This is a genomic window from Parvibaculum sp. (genome assembly GCF_019635935.1).
GTDB lineage: Bacteria > Pseudomonadota > Alphaproteobacteria > Parvibaculales > Parvibaculaceae > Parvibaculum.
Genome location: NZ_JAHBYN010000001.1, coordinates 2,371,179 through 2,395,741 on the forward strand (window position 1 = coordinate 2,371,179; position 24,563 = coordinate 2,395,741).

General features: G+C 64.4%; 22 protein-coding genes. 14 read left to right on the forward strand and 8 right to left on the reverse strand.

All coding sequences use genetic code 11. The annotated features are described in order from the left end of the window. The first annotated feature begins 28 nt into the window (after positions 1 to 28). Genes KF719_RS11745 through KF719_RS11780 form a run of 8 tightly spaced genes read left to right on the forward strand, consistent with a single transcriptional unit; the run spans position 29 to position 8,297 of the window. Positions 29 to 529 (forward strand): prepilin peptidase, encoded by a 501-nt coding sequence (locus KF719_RS11745; RefSeq protein ID WP_293510647.1) that lies wholly within the window; start codon positions 29 to 31, stop codon positions 527 to 529. Positions 530 to 574: 45 nt separating this feature from the next. Further along, the gene (gene cpaB / locus KF719_RS11750; protein WP_293508896.1) at positions 575 to 1,327 is read left to right on the forward strand and encodes a Flp pilus assembly protein CpaB; all 753 of its coding nucleotides are present in this window, start codon (positions 575 to 577) and stop codon (positions 1,325 to 1,327) included. A 15-nt stretch (positions 1,328 to 1,342) separates the two neighbouring features. After that, on the forward strand, positions 1,343 to 2,785 hold the full coding sequence (locus KF719_RS11755; RefSeq protein ID WP_293508897.1) for a type II and III secretion system protein family protein: 1,443 nt from the start codon (positions 1,343 to 1,345) through the stop codon (positions 2,783 to 2,785). 26 nt (positions 2,786 to 2,811) lie between these two features. Then, positions 2,812 to 3,498 (forward strand): CpaD family pilus assembly protein, encoded by a 687-nt coding sequence (locus KF719_RS11760; protein ID WP_293508898.1) that lies wholly within the window; start codon positions 2,812 to 2,814, stop codon positions 3,496 to 3,498. Beyond that, on the forward strand, positions 3,495 to 4,817 hold the full coding sequence (locus KF719_RS11765) for an AAA family ATPase (RefSeq protein WP_293508899.1): 1,323 nt from the start codon (positions 3,495 to 3,497) through the stop codon (positions 4,815 to 4,817). The genes KF719_RS11760 and KF719_RS11765 overlap by 4 nt, the downstream gene beginning before the upstream one ends. A gap of 28 nt (positions 4,818 to 4,845) precedes the next feature. Then, on the forward strand, positions 4,846 to 6,309 hold the full coding sequence (locus KF719_RS11770) for a CpaF family protein (protein ID WP_293508900.1): 1,464 nt from the start codon (positions 4,846 to 4,848) through the stop codon (positions 6,307 to 6,309). An 18-nt stretch (positions 6,310 to 6,327) separates the two neighbouring features. After that, positions 6,328 to 7,314 carry a type II secretion system F family protein gene (locus KF719_RS11775; protein WP_293508901.1) on the forward strand — a complete coding sequence of 329 codons (987 nt, stop codon included), beginning with the start codon at positions 6,328 to 6,330 and terminating at the stop codon, positions 7,312 to 7,314. Between the two features lie 8 nt (positions 7,315 to 7,322). Beyond that, positions 7,323 to 8,297 (forward strand): type II secretion system F family protein, encoded by a 975-nt coding sequence (locus KF719_RS11780; protein ID WP_293508902.1) that lies wholly within the window; start codon positions 7,323 to 7,325, stop codon positions 8,295 to 8,297. Between the two features lie 95 nt (positions 8,298 to 8,392). Here the strand turns inward: KF719_RS11780 and KF719_RS11785 are convergent, their stop codons facing one another. Continuing rightward, complete coding sequence (locus KF719_RS11785) at positions 8,393 to 9,349, reverse strand: tetratricopeptide repeat protein (RefSeq protein WP_293508903.1); 957 nt, start codon at positions 9,347 to 9,349, stop codon at positions 8,393 to 8,395. Positions 9,350 to 9,509: 160 nt separating this feature from the next. Here KF719_RS11785 and KF719_RS11790 point away from each other — a divergent pair, with 160 nt between their 5' ends. Next, entirely contained in the window at positions 9,510 to 10,655 is a 1,146-nt protein-coding gene (locus tag KF719_RS11790; RefSeq protein ID WP_293508904.1) for a TAXI family TRAP transporter solute-binding subunit, read from the forward strand. Here KF719_RS11790 and KF719_RS11795 read toward each other — a convergent pair. Then, positions 10,652 to 11,326, reverse strand: a complete 675-nt coding sequence (locus KF719_RS11795) for a glutathione S-transferase family protein (protein ID WP_293508905.1) — start codon at positions 11,324 to 11,326, stop codon at positions 10,652 to 10,654. The genes KF719_RS11790 and KF719_RS11795 overlap by 4 nt on opposite strands. Before the next feature lie 121 nt (positions 11,327 to 11,447). Between KF719_RS11795 and KF719_RS11800 the strand changes: the two genes are divergently transcribed. The 3 genes from KF719_RS11800 (at position 11,448) to KF719_RS11810 (ending at position 14,168) form a co-directional block, all read left to right on the forward strand. After that, positions 11,448 to 12,824, forward strand: a complete 1,377-nt coding sequence (locus KF719_RS11800) for a leucyl aminopeptidase family protein (protein ID WP_293508906.1) — start codon at positions 11,448 to 11,450, stop codon at positions 12,822 to 12,824. A gap of 106 nt (positions 12,825 to 12,930) precedes the next feature. Further along, the gene (locus KF719_RS11805) at positions 12,931 to 13,302 is read left to right on the forward strand and encodes a MarR family winged helix-turn-helix transcriptional regulator (RefSeq protein WP_293508907.1); all 372 of its coding nucleotides are present in this window, start codon (positions 12,931 to 12,933) and stop codon (positions 13,300 to 13,302) included. After that, entirely contained in the window at positions 13,299 to 14,168 is an 870-nt protein-coding gene (locus KF719_RS11810; RefSeq protein ID WP_293508908.1) for a C40 family peptidase, read from the forward strand. Before KF719_RS11805 ends, KF719_RS11810 begins: the two co-directional genes overlap by 4 nt. A 4-nt stretch (positions 14,169 to 14,172) precedes the next feature. Here the strand turns inward: KF719_RS11810 and KF719_RS11815 are convergent, their stop codons facing one another. From KF719_RS11815 to KF719_RS11840, 6 genes are all read right to left on the reverse strand, one after another. Continuing rightward, positions 14,173 to 15,798, reverse strand: coding sequence for an ABC transporter ATP-binding protein (locus tag KF719_RS11815; RefSeq protein WP_293508909.1), 1,626 nt, complete (start codon positions 15,796 to 15,798; stop codon positions 14,173 to 14,175). Further along, positions 15,795 to 16,847 carry an ABC transporter permease gene (locus tag KF719_RS11820; RefSeq protein WP_293508910.1) on the reverse strand — a complete coding sequence of 351 codons (1,053 nt, stop codon included), beginning with the start codon at positions 16,845 to 16,847 and terminating at the stop codon, positions 15,795 to 15,797. The genes KF719_RS11815 and KF719_RS11820 overlap by 4 nt, the downstream gene beginning before the upstream one ends. 3 nt (positions 16,848 to 16,850) lie before the next feature. Further along, positions 16,851 to 17,957 (reverse strand): microcin C ABC transporter permease YejB, encoded by a 1,107-nt coding sequence (locus KF719_RS11825; RefSeq protein WP_293508911.1) that lies wholly within the window; start codon positions 17,955 to 17,957, stop codon positions 16,851 to 16,853. Between the two features lie 10 nt (positions 17,958 to 17,967). Then, entirely contained in the window at positions 17,968 to 19,839 is a 1,872-nt protein-coding gene (locus KF719_RS11830) for an extracellular solute-binding protein (protein ID WP_293508912.1), read from the reverse strand. Next, positions 19,836 to 21,785: an extracellular solute-binding protein gene (locus KF719_RS11835; RefSeq protein ID WP_293508913.1), complete on the reverse strand. Its 1,950-nt coding sequence runs from the start codon at positions 21,783 to 21,785 to the stop codon at positions 19,836 to 19,838. The genes KF719_RS11830 and KF719_RS11835 overlap by 4 nt, the downstream gene beginning before the upstream one ends. A gap of 180 nt (positions 21,786 to 21,965) precedes the next feature. Beyond that, positions 21,966 to 22,556 carry a c-type cytochrome gene (locus KF719_RS11840; protein WP_293508914.1) on the reverse strand — a complete coding sequence of 197 codons (591 nt, stop codon included), beginning with the start codon at positions 22,554 to 22,556 and terminating at the stop codon, positions 21,966 to 21,968. Between the two features lie 342 nt (positions 22,557 to 22,898). Here KF719_RS11840 and KF719_RS11845 point away from each other — a divergent pair, with 342 nt between their 5' ends. Beyond that, on the forward strand, positions 22,899 to 23,678 hold the full coding sequence (locus tag KF719_RS11845; protein WP_293508915.1) for a 3-deoxy-manno-octulosonate cytidylyltransferase: 780 nt from the start codon (positions 22,899 to 22,901) through the stop codon (positions 23,676 to 23,678). A gap of 13 nt (positions 23,679 to 23,691) precedes the next feature. Further along, positions 23,692 to 24,561, forward strand: coding sequence for a prephenate dehydratase (locus KF719_RS11850; protein ID WP_293508916.1), 870 nt, complete (start codon positions 23,692 to 23,694; stop codon positions 24,559 to 24,561). Positions 24,562 to 24,563 lie beyond the last annotated feature (2 nt).

Sequence of the window (24,563 nt, forward strand, 5' to 3'; positions counted from 1 at the left end):
GGGAAAACGGGCAAATTTCGTGTTGAACATGCTCCTGCTCGCCGTCTTTCCGATCGCCATGATCTTCGGCGCGATCTGGGATCTGACGACGATGACCATACCGAACCGTCTGACGATCGCGCTTGTCGCGGCGTTTGTGCTGCTCGCGCCGCTGGCGGGATTGTCGCTGCAGCAGATCGGTATGCATGTGGCGGCGGGTGTCGCGATGCTTCTCGTCGGCATGGCGCTGTTCGGCTTCGGATGGATCGGTGGCGGCGACGCCAAGTTTGTGGCCGGCGCCGCGCTCTGGATCGGTTTGACGGAATTGCTTCCCTACCTGTTGATCGCCTCGCTTATCGGCGGCGCATTCACGCTGCTTCTGCTTTCTTTTCGACGGCTGCCGCTGCCCGAGTGGCTGCTTCGCCGCGCCTGGATCGCGCGGCTGCACGACCGCACCGCCGGTATTCCCTATGGCGTCGCGCTCGCCGTTGCGGGCCTGATTGTCTTTCCGCGCACGGTCTGGATCGAACTTGCGGCCTCGGCCGCCTGAGAATGATGCGGACGAAAATGTCCGCGTGACGAAAGGAATGGAAAAGTGAACGCCGCACGCATTGGAGTTCTGGTTCTGGCGCTCGTCGCCGCGGGCCTCGCGGCGTTTCTGGCGCGCGGGCTCGTGAAGTCGGACAGCGAACCCGTCATCGAGAAAGTCGTGGAAGCGCCGACGACGGAAGTTCTTGTCGCGGTTTCCAATTTGCAGATCGGTCAGCGCGTTACGGGCCGCGATCTGCGCTGGCAGAACTGGCCGGATGAATCGCTGAACGGGGCCTACATCACGCGAACCCAGATGCCGGCCGCGATTGAAGAATATACAGGCAGCGTTGCGCGCTCGGCCGTTCTGAGCGGCGAACCGGTCACGGCCGAAAAGCTCGTCAGCCTCTCCGGCGCCGGCTTCATGTCGGCCCTGATAGAGCCCGGCATGCGCGCAACCGCAATCAAGATTACGCCGGAAACGAGCGCTGGCGGTTTCATCCTGCCGAACGACCGCGTGGACATCATCGACATCCGCAAGGGCCAGACGATCTTGCGCGATATCCGTGTGCTGGCGATCGATCAGCGCTTCAACGAAAAAGCGGGCGAGCAGGTCGCGGTCGGCCGGACGGCGACGCTGGAACTGACGCCCGCCCAGGTGGAACTCCTCGCCGTCGCCGAGAGCGAGGGCCAGCTGGCACTCTCGCTGCGCAGCATGGGCGAGAAGGACCTGGCTGGCAACGAAGATGTCGTCAAGGCGGCCGGTTCGGTCGTGAGAATTGTACGTTACGGCACGGCGCAAACCGTGCGGGTGAAGTAGGCGATGGGGTCGGGCATGAAGAAGATTTTCAACTTGCAGCGCATCGCGCGTCCCCTTGCGGCGGCGCTTTGCGCGCTTGCCCTGATCTCCGGGCCGGTCGACATTGCCGGCGCCAGCGACGCCCGTCTGGTCAAGATCGATCAGGGCGGTATGGGCAAGGGCTCCCGCAGTATCGTGCTTGGCCTCAACAAGGCGGCGATCGTTGAACTGCCGGTTGCCGCGCGCGACGTTCTTGTGTCGAACCCGGCGATTGTCGATGCCGTCGTCCGCACCAACAAACGCACCTACCTGATCGGCATGGCCGTCGGACAGACGAATGCCTTCTTCTTCAATGAAGCCGGCCAGCAGATACTCAACCTTGAAATCCAGGTCGCGCGCGACCTCTCCGGCCTGCGCGATACCTTGCGCCAGTACTTTCCGAAGGCCCGCATCGATGTGCAGGCGATGAACGATCACGTCGTTCTCGCCGGCATGGTGGCCAGCGCCTCCGAAGCCAACAAGGCCCATGATCTTGCCGCCCGCTATATCGGCGGCGACATGGACCAGGTGCTCAACATGCTGGGCATCGAGGGCAAGGAACAGGTGATGCTGAAGGTGACGGTTGCCGAAATGCAGCGCACCGTCATCAAGCAGCTCGGCGTCGACCTCTCCACCGCCGCCAATTTCGGCGACTTCGCGCTTCGTCTGGCGACACAAAATGCCTTCAGCCTGCAGGGCAGCTCGCTTGGCGGGCTTTCGACGGCCGGAACCGAGGTTGTCGGCAATGACGGTTCGATCGGCTCGGCCATCCGCGCGCTGGAACGTACCGGCATTATGCGCACGCTGGCCGAACCCAATTTGACCGCGATCTCGGGCGAGTCGGCGAAGTTCCTCGCCGGTGGCGAATTCCCGGTCCCGTCCTCGGTCGACCAGAACGGCAACGTGGCGCTGGAATTCAAGCCCTTCGGCGTCGGTCTCAATTTCACGCCCGTCGTGCTGAGCGAAGGTCGCATCAGCCTGCGCATCTCGACCGAGGTCAGCGAATTGTCGTCGGACGGCGCCTTTCTGTTGCAGGGCCAGAACGCCGGCGGCGTTGCGGTACCGGCGTTGAAAGTGCGCCGGGCCGAAACGACACTCGAATTGCCGAGCGGCGGTTCGCTGGTGATGGCGGGACTTCTCTCCGATTCGACGCGGCAGAACATCGACGGTGTTCCCGGCGCCAAGGATATGCCGGTTCTCGGCCAGCTCTTCCGCAGCCGCGACTACCAGAAGAACGAAACCGAGCTGGTCGTCATCGTGACGCCCTATCTGGTCGATCCGACGTCGCGCAACAATCTGGTGCTGCCGACCGACGGCTTCGCACCCGCAAGCGACCTCGACACGATTCTGATGGGACGCCTCAACGCGACCTATGGCGCCAGCGGCGCGGCGCCGTCGGGCAAGACGCTGCAGGGCCCTGTCGGGTTCGTCGTGGATTGATGAGGGGATCGTAGAGGATAATGACAATGAACACATACAAACCCCTTGCCTCCGGCATTCTGCTCGCGCTCGCGCTGGGTCTCGCCGGCTGCGGCCTCAACGGCGCCGACGAGGCGCAGTTCGATGCCGCCCGCGTTCATCCGATTTCGGTGCAACCCGATGTCGCGACGCTCAATATCGATGTGCCGCCGGGCCAGCCCGGTCTTACGGCGGCGAACCGCAGCGCAATCGCCGGCTTTGCCGCGAGCTACCGCGAGCGCGGCCACGGCCCGTTGACAGTCTCCACACCGTCGGGATCGCCCAATGCGGCGACGGCAACGGGCGTGCTGAGCGATGTGCGTGACATTCTGGCCGAGCATGGTGTTTCCGGCGATGCGCTTGCCTACACGCCCTACAGCGCCTCGGCCGCTGGCGCGGCGCCGCTGATCCTGTCCTACAAGCGCTACGTGGCGAAGGCCAGCACCTGTGGCGACTGGTCGGCAAGCCTCGCGACCGACTACAAGAACGTCCCGCCGCCGAACTTCGGCTGCGCCACGCAGAACAATCTCGCGGCAATGATCGCCGATCCCGCCGATCTTCTGAAACCCCGCGGCATGACGCCGGCGGATGCAGGCCGCCGCAATACGGTCCTCGAAAAATATCGCGAGGGCGAACCGACCGCGACCGCAAGAACCGATCAGGATTCGGGCGCTGTAAGCAAGGTAAGCCAATGAGCAACGTCGCACACAAGGAAATCGTCGACGAGGCGCCGCCGGTGGTCGACGCGGAGCCGCGGCCCGCGCCTCAGCCGTCGATCGCGCATGTCGCCGCCGACAATGACGGCACGCATGTGATGAAGCCGGTTCCGCGCATCACGATCCATGCTTTCTGCGAACAGCCTTCGTCGGGCAGCGCCATTCAGCGCGCCGGCGAGGACCGCCGCCTCGCCAAGGCGCATCTGACGGTCCACATGGGTGGCATTCCCGCCGCCGTGGAACACTATCAGCAGTCGCCGACGCCGAACCTCATCATGGTCGAGGCGCGCGCCGCCGGCCCGGAATTGTTCGCCCAGCTCGGCGCGCTTGCCGAAGTCTGCGACGCGGGAACCAAGGTCGTCGTCATCGGCCACATGAACGACGTCTCGCTCTATCGCGAGATGATCCGCCAGGGCGTCAACGAATACCTGGTTGCGCCGCTGCATCCGATGGGTGTCATCGAAGCGATCTCGCGCCTCTACATCGATCCCGACGCGCCGCCGATCGGTCGCACGGTCGCCTTCATCGGCGCCAAGGGCGGCACTGGCTCCAGCACGATTGCGCACAACATCGGCTGGTGCATTTCAAGCGGTATGGACGAGGATGTCGTGATCACCGATCTCGATCTTCCTTTCGGCACCGCCGGCCTCGATTTCAATCAGGATCCCGCCCAGGGCATCGCCGATGCGCTCATGGCGCCGGAACGCCTCGACGACGTTCTGCTCGATCGTCTGCTCGTCAAATGCACCGACCGCCTGAGCCTCTTCACGGCGCCGGCCGTTCTCGACCGCGACTTCGAGATGGATGGCGACAGCTGCGAAAGCGTGCTCGACATCGTGCGCGACGGCGTGCCTTGCGTAATTATCGATCTGCCGCATGTCTGGGCGCCCTGGACGAAGAGGGTGCTGCTGGCCGCCGACGAAATCGTCATCACGGCGACGCCCGATCTGGCAAGCCTGCGCAATGCGAAGAGCATGCTGGACCTGACGCGTCACGCGCGGCCCAACGACAATCCCGCGCACATCGTGCTCAACCAGGTCGGCATTCCCAAGCGGCCCGAGATCCCGGTGAAAGACTTTGCCGAGGCTGTCGGCGCCGAACCCACACTGGTTCTGCCGTTCAATCCCGGTCTGTTCGGGACGGCGGCCAACAACGGCCAGATGATCGAAGAGCTTGAGGCAAAGGGAAAGACGGCCGAAGGCTTGCGCTTCCTTGCCCGTCAGCTCTGCGGCCGCGAACAGCGCACGCCGAAAGCCGCGAAATCGTCCTCGATCTTTCGCTTTCTGTCGCGCAAATAGCAAATAGAAGAGCCGGAGGTAGCTACTCGTGTTTGGAAGGCGGAATGAAGGTCAACCGGTCGCGCGCAAGCCTGTTGCGGCGCCGCCGCCTGCTGCGCCACCGGCCGGGTCGGCGCCGCCCGCGGCAACGCCCGATGCTCAGAAGCCGGCGGTTGCCAAACCCGTTGCCGCCAAGCCTGCGGCCGCAAAGCCGACCGCGCGCGGATCCGATCATCGCTCCGAGAACTACTATCAGATCAAGACGACGATCTTCAACGCGCTGATCGACACGATCGACCTGACGCAGCTCGCGCAGCTCGACGCTGAAAGCGCGCGCGAGGAAATTCGCGACATCGTCAACGAAATTCTATCGATCAAGAATGTCGTCATGTCGATCTCCGAGCAGGAAGCCCTGCTGCAGGACATCTGCAACGACGTCCTGGGTTATGGCCCGCTCGAACCGCTGCTGGCGCGCGACGACATTGCCGACATCATGGTGAATGGCTGCGAGCGCACCTTCATCGAAGTGAACGGCAAGGTCGAGCTGACCAATATCCGTTTCCGCGACAACAGCCAGCTGATGAACATCTGTCAGCGCATCGTCAGCCAGGTCGGCCGCCGCGTCGACGAATCGAGCCCGATCTGCGACGCGCGCCTCCCGGACGGCAGCCGCGTCAATGTCATCGTGCCGCCGCTGGCGATCGACGGACCCGCGCTGACCATTCGTAAGTTCCGCCGCGACAAGCTGCTGATGCAGGATCTCGTCTCCTACAATTCGATATCGCAGGATGGCGCCGACGTGCTCGGCATCATCGGCAAGGTGCGTTGCAATGTGTTGATTTCCGGCGGTACCGGCTCGGGCAAGACGACACTGCTGAATTGTCTCACCGGCTTTATCGAAGCCGACGAGCGCGTCATCACCTGCGAGGACGCCGCCGAACTTCAGCTCCAGCAACCCCATGTCGTGCGCCTCGAAACGCGCCCGCCCAATCTCGAGGGTCAGGGTCAGGTGACCATGACCGAACTCGTCCGCAACTGCCTGCGTATGCGTCCCGAACGTATTATCGTCGGCGAGGTGCGCGGACCTGAGGCCTTCGACCTGCTGCAGGCGATGAACACCGGTCACGACGGTTCGATGGGAACGCTCCACGCCAACAGCCCCCGCGAGGCGCTGTCGCGTCTGGAAAGCATGATCACGATGGGCGGCTATGCGCTCCCCTCGAAGACGATCCGCGAAATGATCTGCGGTTCGATCGACGTCGTGGTTCAGGCAGCGCGTCTGCGCGACGGCTCGCGCCGCATCACGCACATTACCGAGGTGCTCGGTACCGAAGGCGACGTCATCATCACGCAGGATCTCTTCGTCTACGAGATCGAAGGCGAAGACGAGACCGGCCGCATTGTCGGCAAGCACAAGTCGACGGGCATTGCGCGCCCCTCGTTCTGGGATCGCGCGCGCTACTACAATCAGCATCATGCTCTGGCGGCGGCGCTCGACCGCGCCCAGGGCTAGAGCGGACCGGGGTCGCCCATGGACCGCACCACGCTGATGATCTTCGGCATTGCCATTCTCGCCGCCCTCTGCATCGCAGCAGTCGGGTTTGTCCTTGTGGGTGGAAAAACCGAATCGCAAAAGCGCGTCGCCCGCGTCGCGCGCGGTTCCGGCCCGCGCCTGCAGGCGATGGAGGGCGATGTCGACAACAGCGAGAAACGCCGCAAGCAGATGCAGGAGACCCTGAAGGGTCTCGAAGAAAAGCAGCAAGAGCAGAAGAAGCGCATATCGCTCACCACGCGTATCGAACGCGCCGGACTCGAGATCACGACCCGAACGTTCTACATCGCCAGCGCCATCGCCGGACTGGTTGCGACGTTCATTCTGATGCTTGGCGGCTTCTCGCTTGTGATTTCGGCGCTTGGCGGGTTCGCCGTCGCCTTCGGTCTGCCGCGCTGGGTCCTTTCCTGGCTCATCACGCGGCGTCAGAAGGCTTTTGTCGATGAATTCGCCAACGCGATCGACGTGATCGTTCGCGGCGTCAAATCGGGTCTGCCTGTCAACGACTGTCTGCGTTTGATCGCGACGGAGGCGGCCGAGCCGGTGCGCAGTGAATTTCAGGGTATCGTCGAAGGGCAGAAGGTCGGCGTAACCCTCGAACAAAGCCTGTCCCGCATCTACGAGCGGATGCCGCTTGCCGAAGTCAATTTCTTCCAGATCGTGCTGGCGATCCAGCAGAAGTCGGGCGGTAATTTGTCGGAAGCGCTCGGAAACCTGTCCAAGGTGCTCCGCGACCGGAAGAAGATGCGTGCAAAAATTCAGGCGATGTCCCAGGAAGCCAAGGCCTCCGCCGCCATCATCGGTGCGCTGCCGCCCGGCGTGATGATGATGATCTACATGACCTCGCCGGACTACATGGGCGTCCTCTTCTCGACCACGGCAGGAAACATGATCATCGTCGGCGGCCTCACATGGATGGGCATCGGCATTCTCGTGATGAGAAAGATGATCGACTTCAAGTTTTAGGACGTGTCATGACCTCGCTTTTTCTTGCTGTGCAAGAGATGTTCAATGTCGAAAACGTCGTGATGCTCCTCACGGCGGTGGCGGCGTTCGCGACGATCCTGACATTGACGGCGCCGATGCTCGCCGGCGACAAGCTCGGAACGCGCATGAAATACGTTTCGACCGAGCGCGAAGCGATGCGGGCCAGGGCGCGCGAAAACCTTGCCCAGGAAAAGACGCGTCTTCGGCAAACCTCCAAGGGGTTCATCAAGGATGTTGTCGAAAGGTTCGCGCGCGGCAACGTGCTGGAGAACACGGCGATAAAGGAAAAGCTTCGGCAGGCGGGGTTTCGCGGTCCCGGCCCGATGTACACATTCGTCTTCTTCCGTTTTGTCATGCCGCCGATCCTCTTCGTGCTGACGCTGCTCTATCTCGCCTTCGTGAACGATTTCGGCCTGCCGGCGATGTCGCGGTTTGCGGCGTCCTGCGGCGCGGCCTTTGTGGGCTTTTATCTGCCGAGCCTTTTTGTCGAGAACGTCATCGCGCGCCGGCAGGACTCGATCCGCAAGGCGTTTCCCGATGCACTCGACCTGCTTCTGATCTGCGTCGAGTCCGGTATGTCGATCGAGGCGGCCTTCCAGAAAGTAGCTTCTGAAATCGGAACGCAATCGGTCGAACTTGCCGAGGAGCTCGGTCTCGCGACGGCCGAACTCTCTTACTTGCAGGAGCGCCGCCAGGCCTACGAAAATCTGGCATCCCGAACGGGTCTTCCGGGCGTCAAGGCGGTTGCGACAAGCTTGATCCAGGCCGAGCGCTACGGCACACCGCTTGGCCAGTCGCTGCGTGTCATGGCGCAGGAAAATCGCGATATGCGCATGGCGGACGCCGAGAAAAAGGCGGCGGGTCTGCCGCCCAAACTGACGGTGCCGATGATCCTCTTTTTCCTGCCGGTGCTGTTTGGCGTCATCCTCGGGCCGGCGATCATCAAGGTAATGAGCGGGTAACGGCGCCGATTGCCCTATTGAGAACAAGGAAAAAGCGCTTGCCCCGATCGGAGCAAGCGCTTTTTACATTCATGGATGGCGGAAGAAAGCGCCGTTCAGCGGATCGACGTGCGCGTTTCCGGCGGCATCGACGACACGAGGTCTGGCGGTGCAACGTCCCGCGCCGGCTTGTCGCGATGAGAGGTGTCTTGCGAGGGCAGCGCGGGCGCCATCGCGTCAATTTCTTTCATCTGCTGCCAAAGCGCCGGCTGCGAAAGCATATCGCGCAGATAGGCGATGTTGCCGTCCGCGACATTGGGCGGAAGGTCGGCGCGGGCAAGGCGCGCGGCCTCGTCGAAATTTCCCTTGAGACCGAGAACGATGGCGAGGTTCTGCCGCGCATGGGCATCGGCGCGCGAATCCGCAACCGCCTGCCGAAGCGTCCGCTCGGCATTGTCGAGATCGCCGCTCAGCGCATAGGAAAGCCCGAGATTGGTCAGAACGGAAGGATTGCCGGGCGAAAGCGCCAGCGCCTCCTCGTAGCTCTGCCGGGCGGCGTCGTAGAGCCCCATCTGATCGAGCGCGACACCGAGAGCCGACCGCACGGACCAGTCTTTCGGCGAAAGACGCGCGGCTTCGCTCAGCATGGCGGACGCTTGGTCGGCCCGGCCGCCGGCGGCCAGCACCTTGCCAAATTCGGCCAGCACGTCGGCGTTCGATCCGTTGGTGATGTGCGTGCGCTGCATCACACTGATGGCCTGCGCCACCGAACCGATTTGCCGCAACGCGCGCGAATAGTTGACGGCCGCGTCGGCTTGGTCGGGGTTGCGTTCGTAGAGCGTCCCCCAATAGGCGGCGGCGGCCACATAATCTTGCGTCTTGGTGGATTCGACTGCCGCGCCGCGAAGCGCCGGGTCGTCGATCCGGGCCTGCGCCTGTTCCATCGCGGTTTTGCCGTCGGTGCTGCCGGTACTGGCGCATCCGCTCAGTGCGATGACGGAGCAAAGCGTTGCCGCCGCCAGCCAGCGGCGCGGGCGTTGCGGCGAAAGAGGAATTTCGACCAGGCTTTTCATCGCGTTCGGGTCCCGGTTCGGTCAGGATGATATGGTGGGCCGGCGCTTGGCGGGCCTTGCTCAGCCCCGATTTTGAGACAGAGCCCTCAAGAAAAGATTAATTATAAGAATTGAACGTTTTGGCGGGTTTGGCGGATCCGGGGCGGCACGGGAAGCGACCATGAATTTCGGGAAACAGACGGAAAGAATGCGCGAAATAGCGGCCCTGCTGGCCGCCGCGCTGGCCCGGGTGCCCGCCCGGCCGTTGTTGATCGCGCTGGCCTTTTCGCTGATCGCCACATTCGCCGCGGTTCTTTACTGGAACCCGCCGCTCAGTCTCGAGGACGAACCGGACAAGGTCACTTTTTTCCAGATCGGCACCGGCGTCGTCGGCGGCGAGTATTTCGCAGTCGGCGAACGGCTGGCCGCCGCCATCAGCCGCCCGCCGGGAAGCTTGCGCTGCGAGCGCGGTCTGCCCTGCGGCGTCACGGGTCTCGTCGCGGTCGCCAGGTCGTCGGCAGGTCCCGTCGCCAATGTCCGTGCGGTCAGTGCGGGTCTGTTCGATTCCGCCATTGTCGCCGCGCCGGTCCTCGACCTCGCGACACGGGCCGAAGGCCCCTTTCGGGGCGAGAAGCCGTTCAAGGATCTGCGGGCCATCGCCGGCGTCTACCGCGAAGCGGTGTATCTGGCGGCCAGCCGCGGCGCCAACATCACCGACGTGGCCGGGTTGAAGGAGATGCGTGTCTCGATCGGCCTGCCGGGTTCCGGAACGCAGGAAGCGGCACTGCAGGTCCTGGCCGCGCACGGGCTTACGCGGCGCATGATGAATGTCTGGGAGCACGACACCGCGACCGCGATCGACCTGATGCTTCGCGGACAGCTCGATGCCTTCTTTGTCGTCGATGCGCTGCCGTCGCCGGTCATCCGCAGCATCGCCGACCGCGGATCGATCGACATCGTGCCGATCGACGGCGAGGAAACCGCGAAGCTCACCGGAACCAACGCCAATTTCCAGCGGCTTGCCATCCCGGACGGTCTCTACCGGTTTGTGCCGGAGACGGTGACGCTCGGCGTCTCGATGATCTGGATCGTCAACGAGGACGCCGATGCCGGTCTCATCTACGACATCACCGATGCACTTTTCCGACCCAGCAACAGGGTGTTGCTTTCCGGCGCCCGGATGCCCGGCCTGCTGCCGGGCGAGGAGGACGAGAAAGAAGTGCTGGCGATCCGGTCGCTGCCGGTGCCGCTCCACGACGGCGCGGCGCGCTACTATCGCGAGGAGGGCTATCTTGTCGAAACCGGCGATGAGGCGCCGGCGCGCTAGGTCTTGAGCTTCTCCTCAGCCGCCGCGTCGGCGGCCCAGTCGCGCATCGCGGGCAGCGTTGTCACGGCTTCCATATAGGCCCGCGCGGTCCCGTCATCGCCAAGCGCCGGAAGATCGACGCCATAGGTGCGCAGCCGTGTCACGACGGGCGCATACATGGCATCCGCAACGGTGAAATGCCCGAAAAGAAATCCCTGATCGCCCGGCATCTGCCGGCCGAACCTGAACCGCAAATCGCGCCACAGCCGCACGACGCGACGCGCATCGGCAAGTGCTTCCTCGGTGTGACCCTCGCCCGGAAGATGCTCGATCACCGCCATCGGCATGTCGCGGCGAAGCGCACCGAAGCCCGAATGCATCTCGGCCGATGCCGCGCGCGCGACGGCGCGGGCCAGCGCATCGCGCGGCCAGAGTTTCCGTTCCGGGAAAAGGTCGGCGATGGTTTCGCAAATGGCGAGCGAGTCGCCGATCGTTTCGCCGCGCCATTTTAGCGCCGGCACGAGCCCGGTCGGCGACAGGGCGAGAATGTCGGCCTTGCTTTCGGGCCGGCGAAGCCGGACATGGACCTCCTCGAACGGCACGCCGGCCTGCCGCATCAGGAGCCAGGGGCGCAAGCTCCAGCTCGACCAGTTCTTGTCGCCGATGATGAGTGTGAATTCGGGCGCCGCCATATCGTCCCCCTGATGCGAGGCGCCCCGCCGGGCGCCGCCGTTGCAGCCGGTCTGGCCTCTCTATAAGGTTTCGGCAGCGCGAAATCACGCTCTTCCTGCGACAGATGCGGACAGGCCTCCGGTGCTCGACATATTCATCTCCGACAAACACAAGGCGGCAACGCCCGTCTGGCAGGTCCGCTCCGGCGAGGTCGATGGCTGGTGCGCGAGCCATGCCGGCCCCGGCGCGGCCTGGGTCGGCACCTCGGGCTTCAAGGGCGAAGCCGGCAAGGTGCTGCTTCTGCCGGACGGCTCGGGCGGCCTTGCGGGCGCCCTGCTCGGGCTTGGCGACGGCTCGGACCCGTTTCTGACCGGCGCGCTCCCGGCCGCGCTGCCGCAGGGCGATTACAGGCTCGCCGGCGTTCTCCACGGATCGGCGGCCAAGGCGGCGCTTGGCTTCGCGCTGGGCACCTACCGCTTCACGCGCTACAGCGGCGGCAAGCGCGACTGGCCGCGTCTGGTGCTTCCCGAAGGCGTCGACGGCGAGGAAGTCGGCCGCATCGCGACCGCAACCTTTCTGGCGCGCGACCTGATCAACACGCCGGCCGCCGACATGGGTCCGGACGACCTCGCCGCAGCGGCTGAAGGCGTCGCCCGCGCTCATGGCGCAACATGCGAAATCATCCTCGGCGATGCATTGCTCGACGAGAACTACCCGATGATCCATGCGGTAGGCCGCGCTGCGGCAGTCGCGCCGCGGCTGATCGACATGCGCTGGGGCCGGGCGGATGCGCCACGGGTGACGCTGGTGGGCAAGGGTGTCTGTTTCGATACCGGCGGCCTCGACCTCAAACCCTCAAGCGCCATGCTGCTGATGAAAAAGGACATGGGTGGCGCGGCCTGCGTTCTGGCGCTTGCGCAGCTCGTCATGGAGGCGGGGCTCGACATCAGGCTCCGCGTGCTTGTGCCGGCGGTCGAGAATAGCGTATCCGGCAACGCCTTCCGTCCAGGCGATGTGCTGCAAAGCCGGAAGGGCGTCACCGTCGAGATCGGCAACACCGATGCCGAGGGGCGGCTGGTGCTGGCCGATGCGCTGACCGAAGCCGACAGCGAAGCGCCGGACCTGATCGTCGACATGGCGACGCTGACCGGCGCCGCGCGCACCGCGCTTGGCCCCGACCTGCCGCCTTTCTACACGGATGACGAAACGCTCGCGGCCGAGATCGCCGCGTCGGCATCGGCGACCTCCGATCCCTTGTGGCGGATGCCGCTCTGGCGGCCCTATGACAGCTGGCTCGAAAGCAAGATCGCCGATGTGAACCATGTGTCGGACGGCCCTTTCGCGGGCTCCGTCACGGCGGCGCTCTTCCTCCGCCGTTTCGTCGAAAAGGCCGGCGCTTACGTGCATTTCGACATCTATGGCTGGGCGCCGAAGGCAAAGCCCGGCCGCCCCGTCGGCGGCGAGGCACAAGGCGTCCGCGCCCTTTACGATCTGCTGAAGCGCCGCTACGGCGCCTGACCGCTTGCCCGCGCTCAAAGCCGCGCTAGACTGATCCGGTTCCGGAACGGATATGCCCATCGCGGCCACCCTTCCCGAACGGGGGATAACGGCGCGGGGGGACACGATGCCGGGACTTTCTTTCGACGATGGCGGTGCGCTGAAGCCCGGTGAGGCGCTGTCGCTGTGGCACGACGTGGTGCTCCGCTCGGTGCGCCGGGCCGGGCCGGACCTTTCATCGAGGCAGCTTGCGATCATGTTCACGGTCTATCTCGATCCGCCGCCGCACACGGTTCGCGGCCTTGCTGCCGCGCTCGGCGTCTCGAAGCCGGCCATCACCCGCGCGCTCGACACGCTAGGCGGGCTCGATCTCCTGAAGCGCGCGCGCGACGATGCCGACCGGCGCAACGTGCTGGTGCAGCGCACCGCGAAGGGCTCCACTTTCGTGCATGATTTCGCCGATCTCATCGTTGCCTCGTCGCGAGGTGTCGAGGCATGAGCCGCGCGCGAGGCCCCGATCACCGGCTCAATCCGTACCGCGACGATCTGGCGGCGGCGCATCTGCGCGGCGAGGTCAGCAGCAGCCGCTTTGCCGAGGGCACGGACCGGCAGGTCGTCGCGCCGTCCTTGCCGCTCCTGCGCCGGCCCGAAGCGAACGCGCCGATGGACACGCAGTTGCTCTTCGGCGAAGTCTTTCGGGTCTATGAGGAAAAGAACGGCTGGGCCTGGGGGCAGGCCGTGCTCGACGATTATGTCGGCTATGTCGAGACGAAAGAGCTTGCGGCCCGCCCCGCGGCGCCGACGCACACGGTCGCGGCGCTGCGAACCTTCGTCTATCCCAAACCCGATCTGAAAACGCGGCCGGCCGCGCCCCTGCCGATGAACGCGAAGCTGCGTGTCACCGGCGCGCGCGGCAATTTCAGTGAGATCGACCGCGGCGGCTGGGTCTTCACCGCGCATCTCGCCGCCATCGGCGCCCATGTGCGCGATTTCGTGGCTGTTGCCGAGGAATTTCTGGGCGTGCCCTATCTCTGGGGCGGCCGCGACAGCACCGGTCTCGATTGTTCGGGTCTCGTGCAGGCCGCGCTCGAACGCGCCGGTATCTCGTCCCTCAGGGACACTGACATGCAGGAAGCGACATTGGGCGAGGCGCTGCCCGAACCCATCGATTTCACGAAGCTGAAACGCGGCGACCTGGTGTTCTGGAAGGGTCACGTCGCGATCATGGTCGACGCCGAACGCATGATCCACGCCAACGCCTTCCACATGATGGTCGCGATCGAGCGGCTCGACGTCGCAATGTCGCGCATCGCCCGCTCGGACGCCGGTCACGTCACCAGCATCAAGCGCTTCCCGAACCGCTGAAAATCTATTCCGAAACCACGCCCTTCGGCGCTGCCGCAAGCTCGAACGCCGCCGCCATCAGCGCCCGGGTGTATTCGGTCCTGGGCGTATCGAACACCTCGTCGGCGCTGCCCGCCTCGACCACCTTGCCGCCCCGCATCACGATGATGTCGTCGGCAAGCGCCCGCACGACTTTCAGGTCGTGGCTGATAAAGAGATAGGCAAGGTTGTTGCGCCGCTGCAGCTCGCGCAGCAGCTCCACGATCTGTGCCTGCACCGACATGTCGAGCGCGCTGGTCGGTTCGTCCAGCATCACGAAGCGCGGCTTCAGCGCCATCGCGCGCGCAATCGCGATGCGCTGACGCTGCCCGCCCGAAAATTCGTGCGGATAGCGGTCCTGCATGGCCGGATCGAGCCCGACCTCCGCCAGCGCATCCGACACCCGCTGCCGGCGCTCTTCGGCCGTGAGGCCGAGCTTCTGGATGACAAGTCCTTCCTCGACGATCTGCCCGACCGACATGCGAGGGCTGAGCGAGCCATAGGGATCCTGGAAGACGATCTGCATGTGGCGGCGCAACGGCCGCATTTCCTTGATCCTGAGGCCCTGAATTTCCTGCCCGCGAAAGCGGATGGCGCCGTCGCTCGAAAGCAGCCGCATCATCGCGAGCCCGAGCGTCGTCTTACCCGAACCGGATTCGCCGACGACACCGAGCGTCCGCCCTTCCCGCAGGTTCAGCGAAACATCGTCGACGGCCTTCACATGGCCGACGGTGCGCCGGAGTAGTCCCCGCTTGATCGGAAACCAGACGCGCAGGTTTTCCACTTCCATCGCCACCGGCCCGTCCTTCGGCGCGCCGAGTGCGCGGCCTTTCGGTTCCGAGGCGATGAGGTGTTGCGTATAGGCGTGCTGCGGCGCCGTGAACACGCGCTCCGTCGGGCCGCTTTCGACGATCTTGCCCTTGGTCATCACATTGACCCGGTCGGCCATTTTGCGGACGACGCCGAGATCATGCGTGATCAGCAGCAGCGCCATCCCCATTTCGCGCTTGAGGTCCTTCAGCAATTCGAGAATCTGCGCCTGCACCGTCACATCGAGCGCCGTCGTCGGCTCGTCGGCAATCAGCAGGTCGGGTTCGTTGGCCAGCGCCATCGCAATGATGACGCGCTGCCGCTGGCCGCCCGACAATTGATGCGGATAGGCGTCCAGCCGCTCCTCGGCGTTCGGAATGCCGACTTTCTTCAGGAGATCGAGCACGCGCGCCTTCACGGCCTCGCCGCGCAGCCCCTTGTGCTCGATCAGGACTTCGCCCACCTGCCGCTCGATCGTGTGCAGCGGATTGAGCGATGTCATCGGCTCCTGGAAGATCATCGTGATCCGGTTGCCGCGAATGCGCCGCATGACAGGCTCGTTCGCGCCGATGAGGTTTTGCCCGTCGAAAACGATCTCGCCCGACGGGTGGAAGGCCTGCGGATAGTTGAGCAGCTGCATGATCGACAGCGCCGACACCGATTTTCCCGAGCCGGACTCGCCGACCAGCGCCACCGTCTCGCCCGGCTTGATGTCGAAGGAAATCCGGTCGACCGCGATCGTTTCCTCGCCGTCCATGCGGAAGCCGACCGAAAGTTCCTTCACCTCTACCAGCGCGCTCATTGCAGCACCTTGCGCGGATCGAAGGCGTCGCGCACCGCCTCGCCGATGAAGATGAGGAGGCTCAGCATCGTCGCGATGGCGAAAAAGCCGGCAAGCCCAAGCCAGGGCGCCTGCAGATTGGCTTTGCCTTGCGCAAGCAATTCGCCGAGCGACGGCGAACCGGGCGGCAGGCCGAAGCCCAGAAAGTCCAGTGCCGTCAGCGTGGTGATCGACGAATTGAGGATGAACGGCATGAAGGTCAGCGTCGCCACCATGGCGTTGGGCAGGAGGTGGCGGAACATGATCTTGGCATTCGCAAGCCCGAGCGCGCGCGCCGCGTTGACATATTCGAAGTTGCGCGCCCGCAGGAATTCGGCGCGCACCACCCCCACCAGCGCCACCCAGGAGAAGAGCAGCAATATGCCGAGCAATATCCAGAAATTCGGTTCGATGATGGCGGCGATGATGATGAGCAGGTAGAGCGTCGGAATGCTGGTCCATATCTCGATGAAGCGCTGGAACAACAGATCGGTCCAGCCGCCGAAATAGCCCTGCACGGCACCCGCCGCGACGCCGATCACCGACGACAGGATGGTCAGCGTCAGGCCGAACAGCACCGAAATGCGAAAGCCGTAAATCAGCCGGGCCGTGACGTCGCGGCCCTGATCGTCGGTGCCGAGCCAGTTCTCGGCCGAAGGCGGCGCGGGCGCCGGCACCGGCAGGTTGAGATTGATCGTCCGGTAGGAATAGCGGATCGGCGGCCAGATCATGCTGCCGCCGGCATCCGCGATCAGCGCCTGCACGAAAGGATCGCGATAATCGGTCGCCGTTTCGAAGTCGCCGCCGAATGCCGTTTCGGGATAGTCGGTAAAGACCGGCGTGTAGATGCCGCCCTGAAAGGTGACGATGAGCGGCCGGTCGTTGGCGATGAACTCGGCGAACAGCGACAGGAAGAAGAGCGCACAGAAAACCCACAGGCTCCAATAGCCGCGCTTGTTGGCCTTGAAGTTGCGCCAGCGTCGCCGGTTGATCGGGCTGATGCGGATGGCGGGCAGGGCAGGGAGCGCCATTCCTCAGACCTCCCGCGTTTCAAAGTCGATGCGCGGATCGATCCAGGTGTAGGTCAGGTCGCTGATCAGCGCGACCACGAGCCCGATCAACCCGAAGATGTAGAGCGTCGCGAAGACCACGGGATAGTCGCGGTTGACGATCGACTCGTAGGAAAGAAGCCCGAGCCCGTCGAGCGAGAAAATCGTTTCGATCAGCAGCGAACCGGCAAAAAAGGCGCCGACGAAAGCGCCCGGAAAACCCGCGACCACAATCAGCATCGCATTGCGGAACACGTGCCCGTAAAGCACCCGGTTCTCCGACAATCCCTTTGCCCGCGCCGTCATCACATATTGTTTGCGGATTTCGTCGAGGAAGGAATTCTTGGTCAGCAGCGTCGTCGTCGCGAAGGCGCCGATCGTCATCGCCGTCACCGGCAGGATGATGTGCCAGAGATAGTCGAGCACCTTGCCGGCGAGGCTGAGGCTCTCCCAATTGTCGGAAGTGAGGCCGCGCAGCGGGAAGATCGAAAAATACGAACCGCCGGCGAAAAGAACGATCAGGAACACCGCAAACAGGAAGCCCGGCACCGCATAGCCGACGATGATCGCGCCGCTCGTCCATGTGTCGAAGCGGCTGCCGTCGCGGATCGCCTTGCGGATGCCGAGCGGGATCGAAATGAGATAGGTGATGAGCGTCGTCCACAGCCCGAGCGAAATCGACACCGGCAGCTTCTCGGCGATCAGCGACAACACGCTGGTGTCGCGGAAATAGCTGGTGCCGAAGTCGAAGCGCGCATAATTCCAGACCATCAGGAAAAACCGCTCATGCGCCGGCTTGTCGAAGCCGAACTGCACCTCGAGCGCCCGCAGGAAGGCCGGATCGAGCCCCTGCGCACCGCGATATTTGCTGTCGAGCGCCCCGTCGCCGCCGCCCGTCATCTGCTGTGCGAAATCGCCGCCGCCTGTGCCGCCGATGCGTGCCGTCGCGGCGACTTCCGTGCCCTGCAACTGCGCGATGATGCGCTCGATGGGTCCGCCCGGCGCAAACTGCACCACGGCGAAACTGACCAGCAATATCCCGAAAATCGTCGGGATCATCAGCAGCAGGCGTCGGATGATATAGGCGGCCATGTGTCGCGCGTCAGTCCCCGGTGCCCGTGGTCGCGGCGGCGTCCGCCTCAACCCACCATGTGCGTATCACGCCCCGCTCGTATTTCGGCTTCGTTTCGGGCCTGCCGAAAATATCCCAGAAAGCGAGATGATGGGAGTTTTTGTGCCATTGCGGAATCCAGTAATGGCCGGCCCGCAGCACGCGATCGAGCGCCCGCGCCGCCACCGTCTGCTCCTCCCGGCTCCCGGCCGCGATCACGATCTCGATCAACGCATCGACCGCGGGGTTTGCGATGCCCGAAAGGTTGCGTCCGCCGGGCACGTCGGCGAATTTCGAGTTCCAGTAGCTTCTGAGCTCGATCCCCGGCGTCAGGCCGAGCGAGAACCGGCGGATCGAGGCGTCGAAATCGTAATTGTTCATCCGCTCCTGATATTGCGACGTATCGACCTGGCGGATCGTCGCCGCAACGCCAAGCAGCCGAAGGTTTTTGACAAGCGGCGCGACGATCCGCTCGAACATCGGTTCGTCGTCCAGGAATTCGACCGAGAGCGTCTGCCCGTCGGCATTGCGCCGCATGCCCTCGGCGATGCGCCATCCCGCCTCGTCGAGAAGTGTCGCCGCGCGGCGCAGCAGGCCCCGGTCCTGTCCCGAGCCGTCGCTCGCGGGCGGCACGATCGCCGGTCCGAAAACCGCCGCCGGCAATACGTCGCGGAAGGGCTCCAGCAAGGCAAGCTCCGCCGCGTCCGGTTCGCCCTCCGCCTTCATCGGCGAATTTTCGAAATAGCTCTCCGTGCGCTTGTAGAGGCCGTAGAAGAGATTCTTGTTCGTCCACTCGAAATCGAAAGCAAGGCCCAGCGCCTCGCGGACGCGGGGGTCCTTGAACTTTTCCCGCCGCGTGTTGAGAAACCAGCCCTGCGCGCCCGAAGGCGTGTCGTCGGGCAGCGTCAGCAGCTTCACGCGCCCGTCCCGGACGGCCGGAAAATTATATTCGGTCGCCCATGTCTTCGACGTGAACTCCTCGCGGAAGAGATAGTTACCGGCCTTGAAGGATTCGAACTGCGCCGTGCGGTCGCGGAAATACTCGAAGCGAATGCGGTCGAAGTTCCATTGCCCGACATTCACCGGCAGGTCGCGGCCCCAATACCCGTCAACGCGCTCATAGTCGATGAAACGCGCGGCGCGGAAATTGCCGATCCGGTAAGGCCCGCTGCCAAGCGGCGGCGTGAGCGACGCTTCGGTGAAGTCGTTCGCGGTATAGTACGCCTTCGAAAAGATCGGCAATCCGCCGGCGATGAAAAGTGGCAGATCGCGCGTTTGTTTGCCGGTAAAGACGATTTCGAGTGTCCGTGCGTCCAACGCTTCGGCATTCGCTACTTCGCTCATATTCTGCGAGATCAGCGGATGGCCTTTTTCCTTCAGCAGCAGAAAGGAGAAGGCGGCATCTTCGGCGGTGAGCGGCGTGCCGTCGTGAAATTGCGCGCCCTCGCGCAGATGGAAAATATACCGGTTGCCGTCTTCGGAAACTTCGACGCTTTCGGCAACAAGTCCGTACAGCGCGTCCGGCTCGTCGAAGGCCCGCGCCATCAGCGTATCGAAAATGAGCGCAAGGCCCTGCGCCGCGTTGCCGCGCAGGATATAGCCGTTCAGCGTGTCGAACGTATAGAAGGAGGCGTTGAACGCCGTCGTCGGTCCGATCTGCGAGAAGGTGCCGCCCTTCGGCGCCGCCGGGTTCACATAGTCGAAATGGGGAAAGTCCGGCCCGTATTTGAGCGCGCCGAAAATCGAAAGCCCGTGGCGGCCGGCCGGTTCGGCGCGCAGTCCGCGCGGCAGCCACGGCAGCGCCAGCGCCGCCCCCGCGAGCGACACAACCCGCCGCCGCGAAAGACGCAACGGTTCGCTCATGGCGTCTCGTCCGCGGGCGCCGCGCCTTCATGCCACCAGATGGCCGGAAAGCCGATCGAATAGGGCGGCATGCGATCCGGATGGCGCAGCCGCGACCAATAGGCAACGCGCGTCGTCGCGAGATACCATTGCGGCACAACGTAGTGTCCGTGCAGCAAAACCCGGTCGAGCGCCCTGACGGCGGCCACGAGCTCGTCGCGGCTGTCGGCAAAGATCACCCGGTCGACAAGTTTTTCGATGGCCGGATCGCAGATGCCGGCGACGTTCCGGCTGCCTTCATGCTCGGCCGCCGCGCAGCCCCAATATTCGCGTTGCTCGTTGCCGGGCGACGTCGACTGCCCGAAGCTGCGGACGATAATGTCGAAATTGCGCTCGTCGGTGCGGCGCTGATACTGCGCCGAATCGACCGGGCGGATGCGCACTTCGATGCCGAGCCGCTCCAGCGACTGCTTGTAGGGCGCAACGACGCGCTCGAACGTCGGATCGTCGATCAGGAACTCGACGCTCATCCGTTCGCCGCTCGTCTCGTTCACCAGCTTGCCGTCCCTGACGATCCAGCCTGCTTCCTCGAAGAGCCGGGTCGCGTGCCTGAGATTGGCGCGATTGTTGCCGCTGCCATCGGTCTTCGGATTGACATAGGGCTCCGTGAAAACGGTCGCGGGCACGAGATCGCGCATCTCCTCGAGAATCTGGAGTTCGCGGCCCTCCGGCAGACCCGTCGCCGCCATATCCGAATTGGCGAAATAGCTGTCGGATCGCGTGTACTGTTCGTGGAAGAGCGTCCGGTTGACCCACTCATAGTCGAAGGCATAGTTGAAGGCGCGCCGCACGCGCTTGTCCTTGAATTTGTCGCGCCGCAGGTTGAAGGCGAAACTCTGCATGCCCTGCGGGTTGAGCGAAGGAATGCTGTCGCGCTTGATCTCGCCGCGCCGCACCGCCGGAATGTCGTATTCGGTCGCCCAGTTGCGCGCACTGTTCTCGATCCGGAGATCGACCTGCCCACCCTTGAACGCTTCGAAGGCGACCGTGACATCCCTGAAATAGATGAAGCGGAGGCGATCGAAATTGTTGGAGCCGACATTCACCGGCAGGTCGCGGCCCCAATAATCGTCGACGCGCTGATAGGTAACGTGTTGTCCGGGCGAAACATTGCCGACGCGGTAGGGGCCGCTGCCGAGCGGCGGTTCCAGCGTCGTCGCCGAAATGTCGCGCGGCCGGCCCCTTGCGTCGGTGCCGGTCCAGTAATGCTTCGGCAGCACCGGAAACTGGCCGACGATCTGCGGCAGTTCGCGATTGCCCGCCTGGTCGAAGCGAAATGTCACCTCGCGCGGACCGGTCTGCTCGGCCGCGACTACATTGGCATAATAGGCCGCATAGAACGGATGCTGTGCTTTCAGGGCCTCAAGCGTCCAGATCACATCCTCGGGCGTCACCGGCTCGCCGTCGTGCCACTTCGCGCCGTTCCGCAGCACATAAGTAACTGACGAATAGTCGGCCGGATGCCGGATGCTTTCGGCGAGCAATCCATACTCGGATGCCGGCTCATCGTGGCTCTGCGTCATCAGCGTGTCGTAGATGAGGCCGATACCCGCGGCCGGTTCGGCCCGCACGATGAAGCCGTTGAGACTGTCGAAACTGCCGATCACCGCATAGCGCAGCAGCCCGCCCTTCGGCGCATCCGGATTGACGTAGTCGAAATGCTGGAAGTCCGGTTGATATTTGAGTTCGCCGAAAAGCGACGAGCCATGCCGTGGCACGTCGGGACGGAAATCGGTAAAGCCGGCGGCCGGCGGCACAATTTCGGTCGGCCGTTCCGCCACCGCCGCGTCGGGAACCGCCGTGCCCGGTTCCATCGTTTCCATCGCATTTTGCCAGGGCCAGAAGACAAAAAGCGCAACAGCCGCCGCCAGAACGATGGCCACTCCGGTCAGGACCGGCTTGGTCATGAAACGCTGCAATACGTCCTCCCTGTCGTCCGATATCCCCGCCCGCGCTCATTCTGACCGTTTTTAGCCGCGAATGCCTGTTAAAACAAAGTCATCCGGCCCGAAACGGCGGACAAGAAAAAACGCGCCCGGCGGTCAGCCGGGCGCGTCATGGTCTCGAAAACAAGTTGGCGGCGCGCCTTATTCGGCGGGTTCGGCCTCCTCGGCGGCCGGCGCTTCCTCGCGGGGCGCGGGCGCGTCCGGCAGCGGCACATTGGAGCCGAGCGTATTGAGATAGACGATCAGGTCGGCGCGCTGTTCCGGCCGGCGCATGCCCGCAAAGCTCATGATCGTGCCGGGCACGGCGGCGCGCGGATTGGCGATGAAGGCGTCGAGCGCCTCGAAATTCCAGTTGCCGCCGGTTTCCTTCATCGCGGTCGAATAGTTGAAATTCGGATCATGCGCGTGCGGCCCGCCGACGGTCTTGTAGAGATTGGGTCCGATGCCGGCCTTGCCGCCCTCGTCGAACGTGTGGCAGGCGGCGCATTGGCGCGCCAGCCGTTCGCCGCGCGCCGGATCGGCGGCTGCCAGCAGCGTCGCCAGCGGCACTTCTTCTTCCGCCACCGCTGCACCGGGGCCCGCCGCGCCGTCCTCAAGCGCCGCCACCGCATAGGCCTGCGGGTTGGCCTCTTTCGGGGCGTAGAGGAAGTCGGTGAGTGTCGCCACGCCGAGAATGACGAGGATGGAGGCGAGCACCGCGCCTGCGATCTTGTTGAGTTCGAATGAATCCATCGGCTGCTGCTCCGCCCGGGTCGGTTTCGTGGTCTGGGGCCGCTCGCGACGCGATCGCCGGCATAAAAGGACCGGGGCCGCACGGCAAGGCGCAATGCCCTGTCGGGCCCCCCTGATTTCGCGCGGAGATTAGCCGCTTCCGCCGCCGCGCTGCAAGCCGTATAAGTGCGCCAAATCGGCCTATTATGCGCCATGCCGCTCTCGTCGGCGGCTGGAAACGCGCATGGCGGACGAAACCATGCGCCACGCGCATTTTAGGCCCGGTGCGGGCTGGACGAGCGCACGGTTGCGGCGATCCGCCGCACCGCCCGTCCGGGCCCCGAATCGGGCGATGGAGGAGAGATGGCGGCTGGCGGGACCGACGGCGCAAACGACAGGGCAGGGCATCCCCTCGTCGTGATTCCCGCGCGCATGGCCTCGACGCGCCTGCCCGGCAAGCCGCTGGCCGACATCGCCGGCGCGCCGATGATCGTCCAGGTCTGGCGCCGGGCGGTCGAAGCCGGCATCGGCCGCGTCGTCGTCGCCGCCGCCGAGGCCGAAATTGCCGATGCGGTGCGCGCCGCGGGCGGCGAGGCGGTCCTCACCGATCCGGACCTGCCCTCAGGCTCCGACCGCGTCTGGCAGGCGGTGTGCGACGTCGATCCCGAAGGCCGCCACGGCGTCGTCCTCAACGTGCAGGGCGACCTGCCGACGCTCGATCCGGCACTGATCCGCACCGCTTACGAGGCGCTGGTCCGTCCCGGCGCCGACATCTCGACGCTTGCCGCCGGGATCGTCGACGACGAAGAACGCACCAATCCCAATGTCGTGAAAGCCGTCGTCGCCTTCGAAGGCCGGCGTCTTGCCCGCGCACTCTATTTCACGCGCGCCACCGCGCCATGGGGCGACGGGCCGCTCTATCACCATATCGGCCTCTATGCCTATCGCCGCGAGGCGCTGGCGCGTTTCGTCCAGCTGCCGCCATCGCCGCTCGAAAAACGCGAGAAACTCGAGCAATTGCGCGCGCTGGAAGCTGGCATGTCGATCGAGGTGGCGCTCGTTGACACCGTTCCGCTCGGTGTCGATACTCCCGCCGACCTTGAAAAAGCCCGTGCGGCGCTGGCTTCCCGCGCACCGTCTTAAGAGATTACGCGTCATGCCCAGCCCCACCTCACCGGACAACACCATCGCCTTCCAGGGCGAGCCGGGCGCCAATTCGCACATCGCCGCCCGCGAGGCATTCCCTGAAATGACGGCGCTACCCTGCGCAACCTTCGAGGATACGGCGGCCGCCGTGTCGGAGGGCCGCGCGAAATATGCGCTGCTGCCGATCGAGAATTCGCTGGCCGGCCGCATCGGCGACATCCATCACCTGCTGCCGGAATCGGGCCTCTACATCGTCGGCGAGCATTTCCTGCGCATCCGCTTTCACCTGCTGGGGCTCAAGGGCGCAAAGATCGAAGGCCTGAAATCGGTGCAGAGCCAGCCGCCGGCGCTTGGCCAGTGCCGCAAGATCATCCGCGAACTCGGATTGTCGATGGTCGTCGGCGCCGACACGGCGGGTTCGGCGCGCCAGGTTGCCGAAGCCGGCGATCCTTCATGTGCCGCCATCGCAACGGGCCTCGCCGCCGAAATCTATGGCCTCCAAATCCTGCGCGCCGATATCGAGGACGAGACGCACAACACGACGCGCTTCCTGATCATGGCGAAGGAACCGAACGACGCCGAGCCCGAAGACGAACCGGTGGTCACGAGCTTCGTCTTCCGCGTGCGCAACGTGCCGGCGGCGCTCTACAAGGCGCTGGGCGGCTTTGCCACCAACGGCGTCAACATGACGAAGCTCGAAAGCTATCAACTGGAAGGCACCTTCAACGCCAGCCAGTTCTATGCCGACATCGAGGGCCACCCGGCCTCGCGCCATGTCCGCCTCGCGCTCGAAGAGCTCGAATTCTTCACCAGCGAGCTGCGCATCCTCGGCGTCTACAAGGCCCATCCCTACCGCGCGACGGTCATCGCCGGCGACTGAGC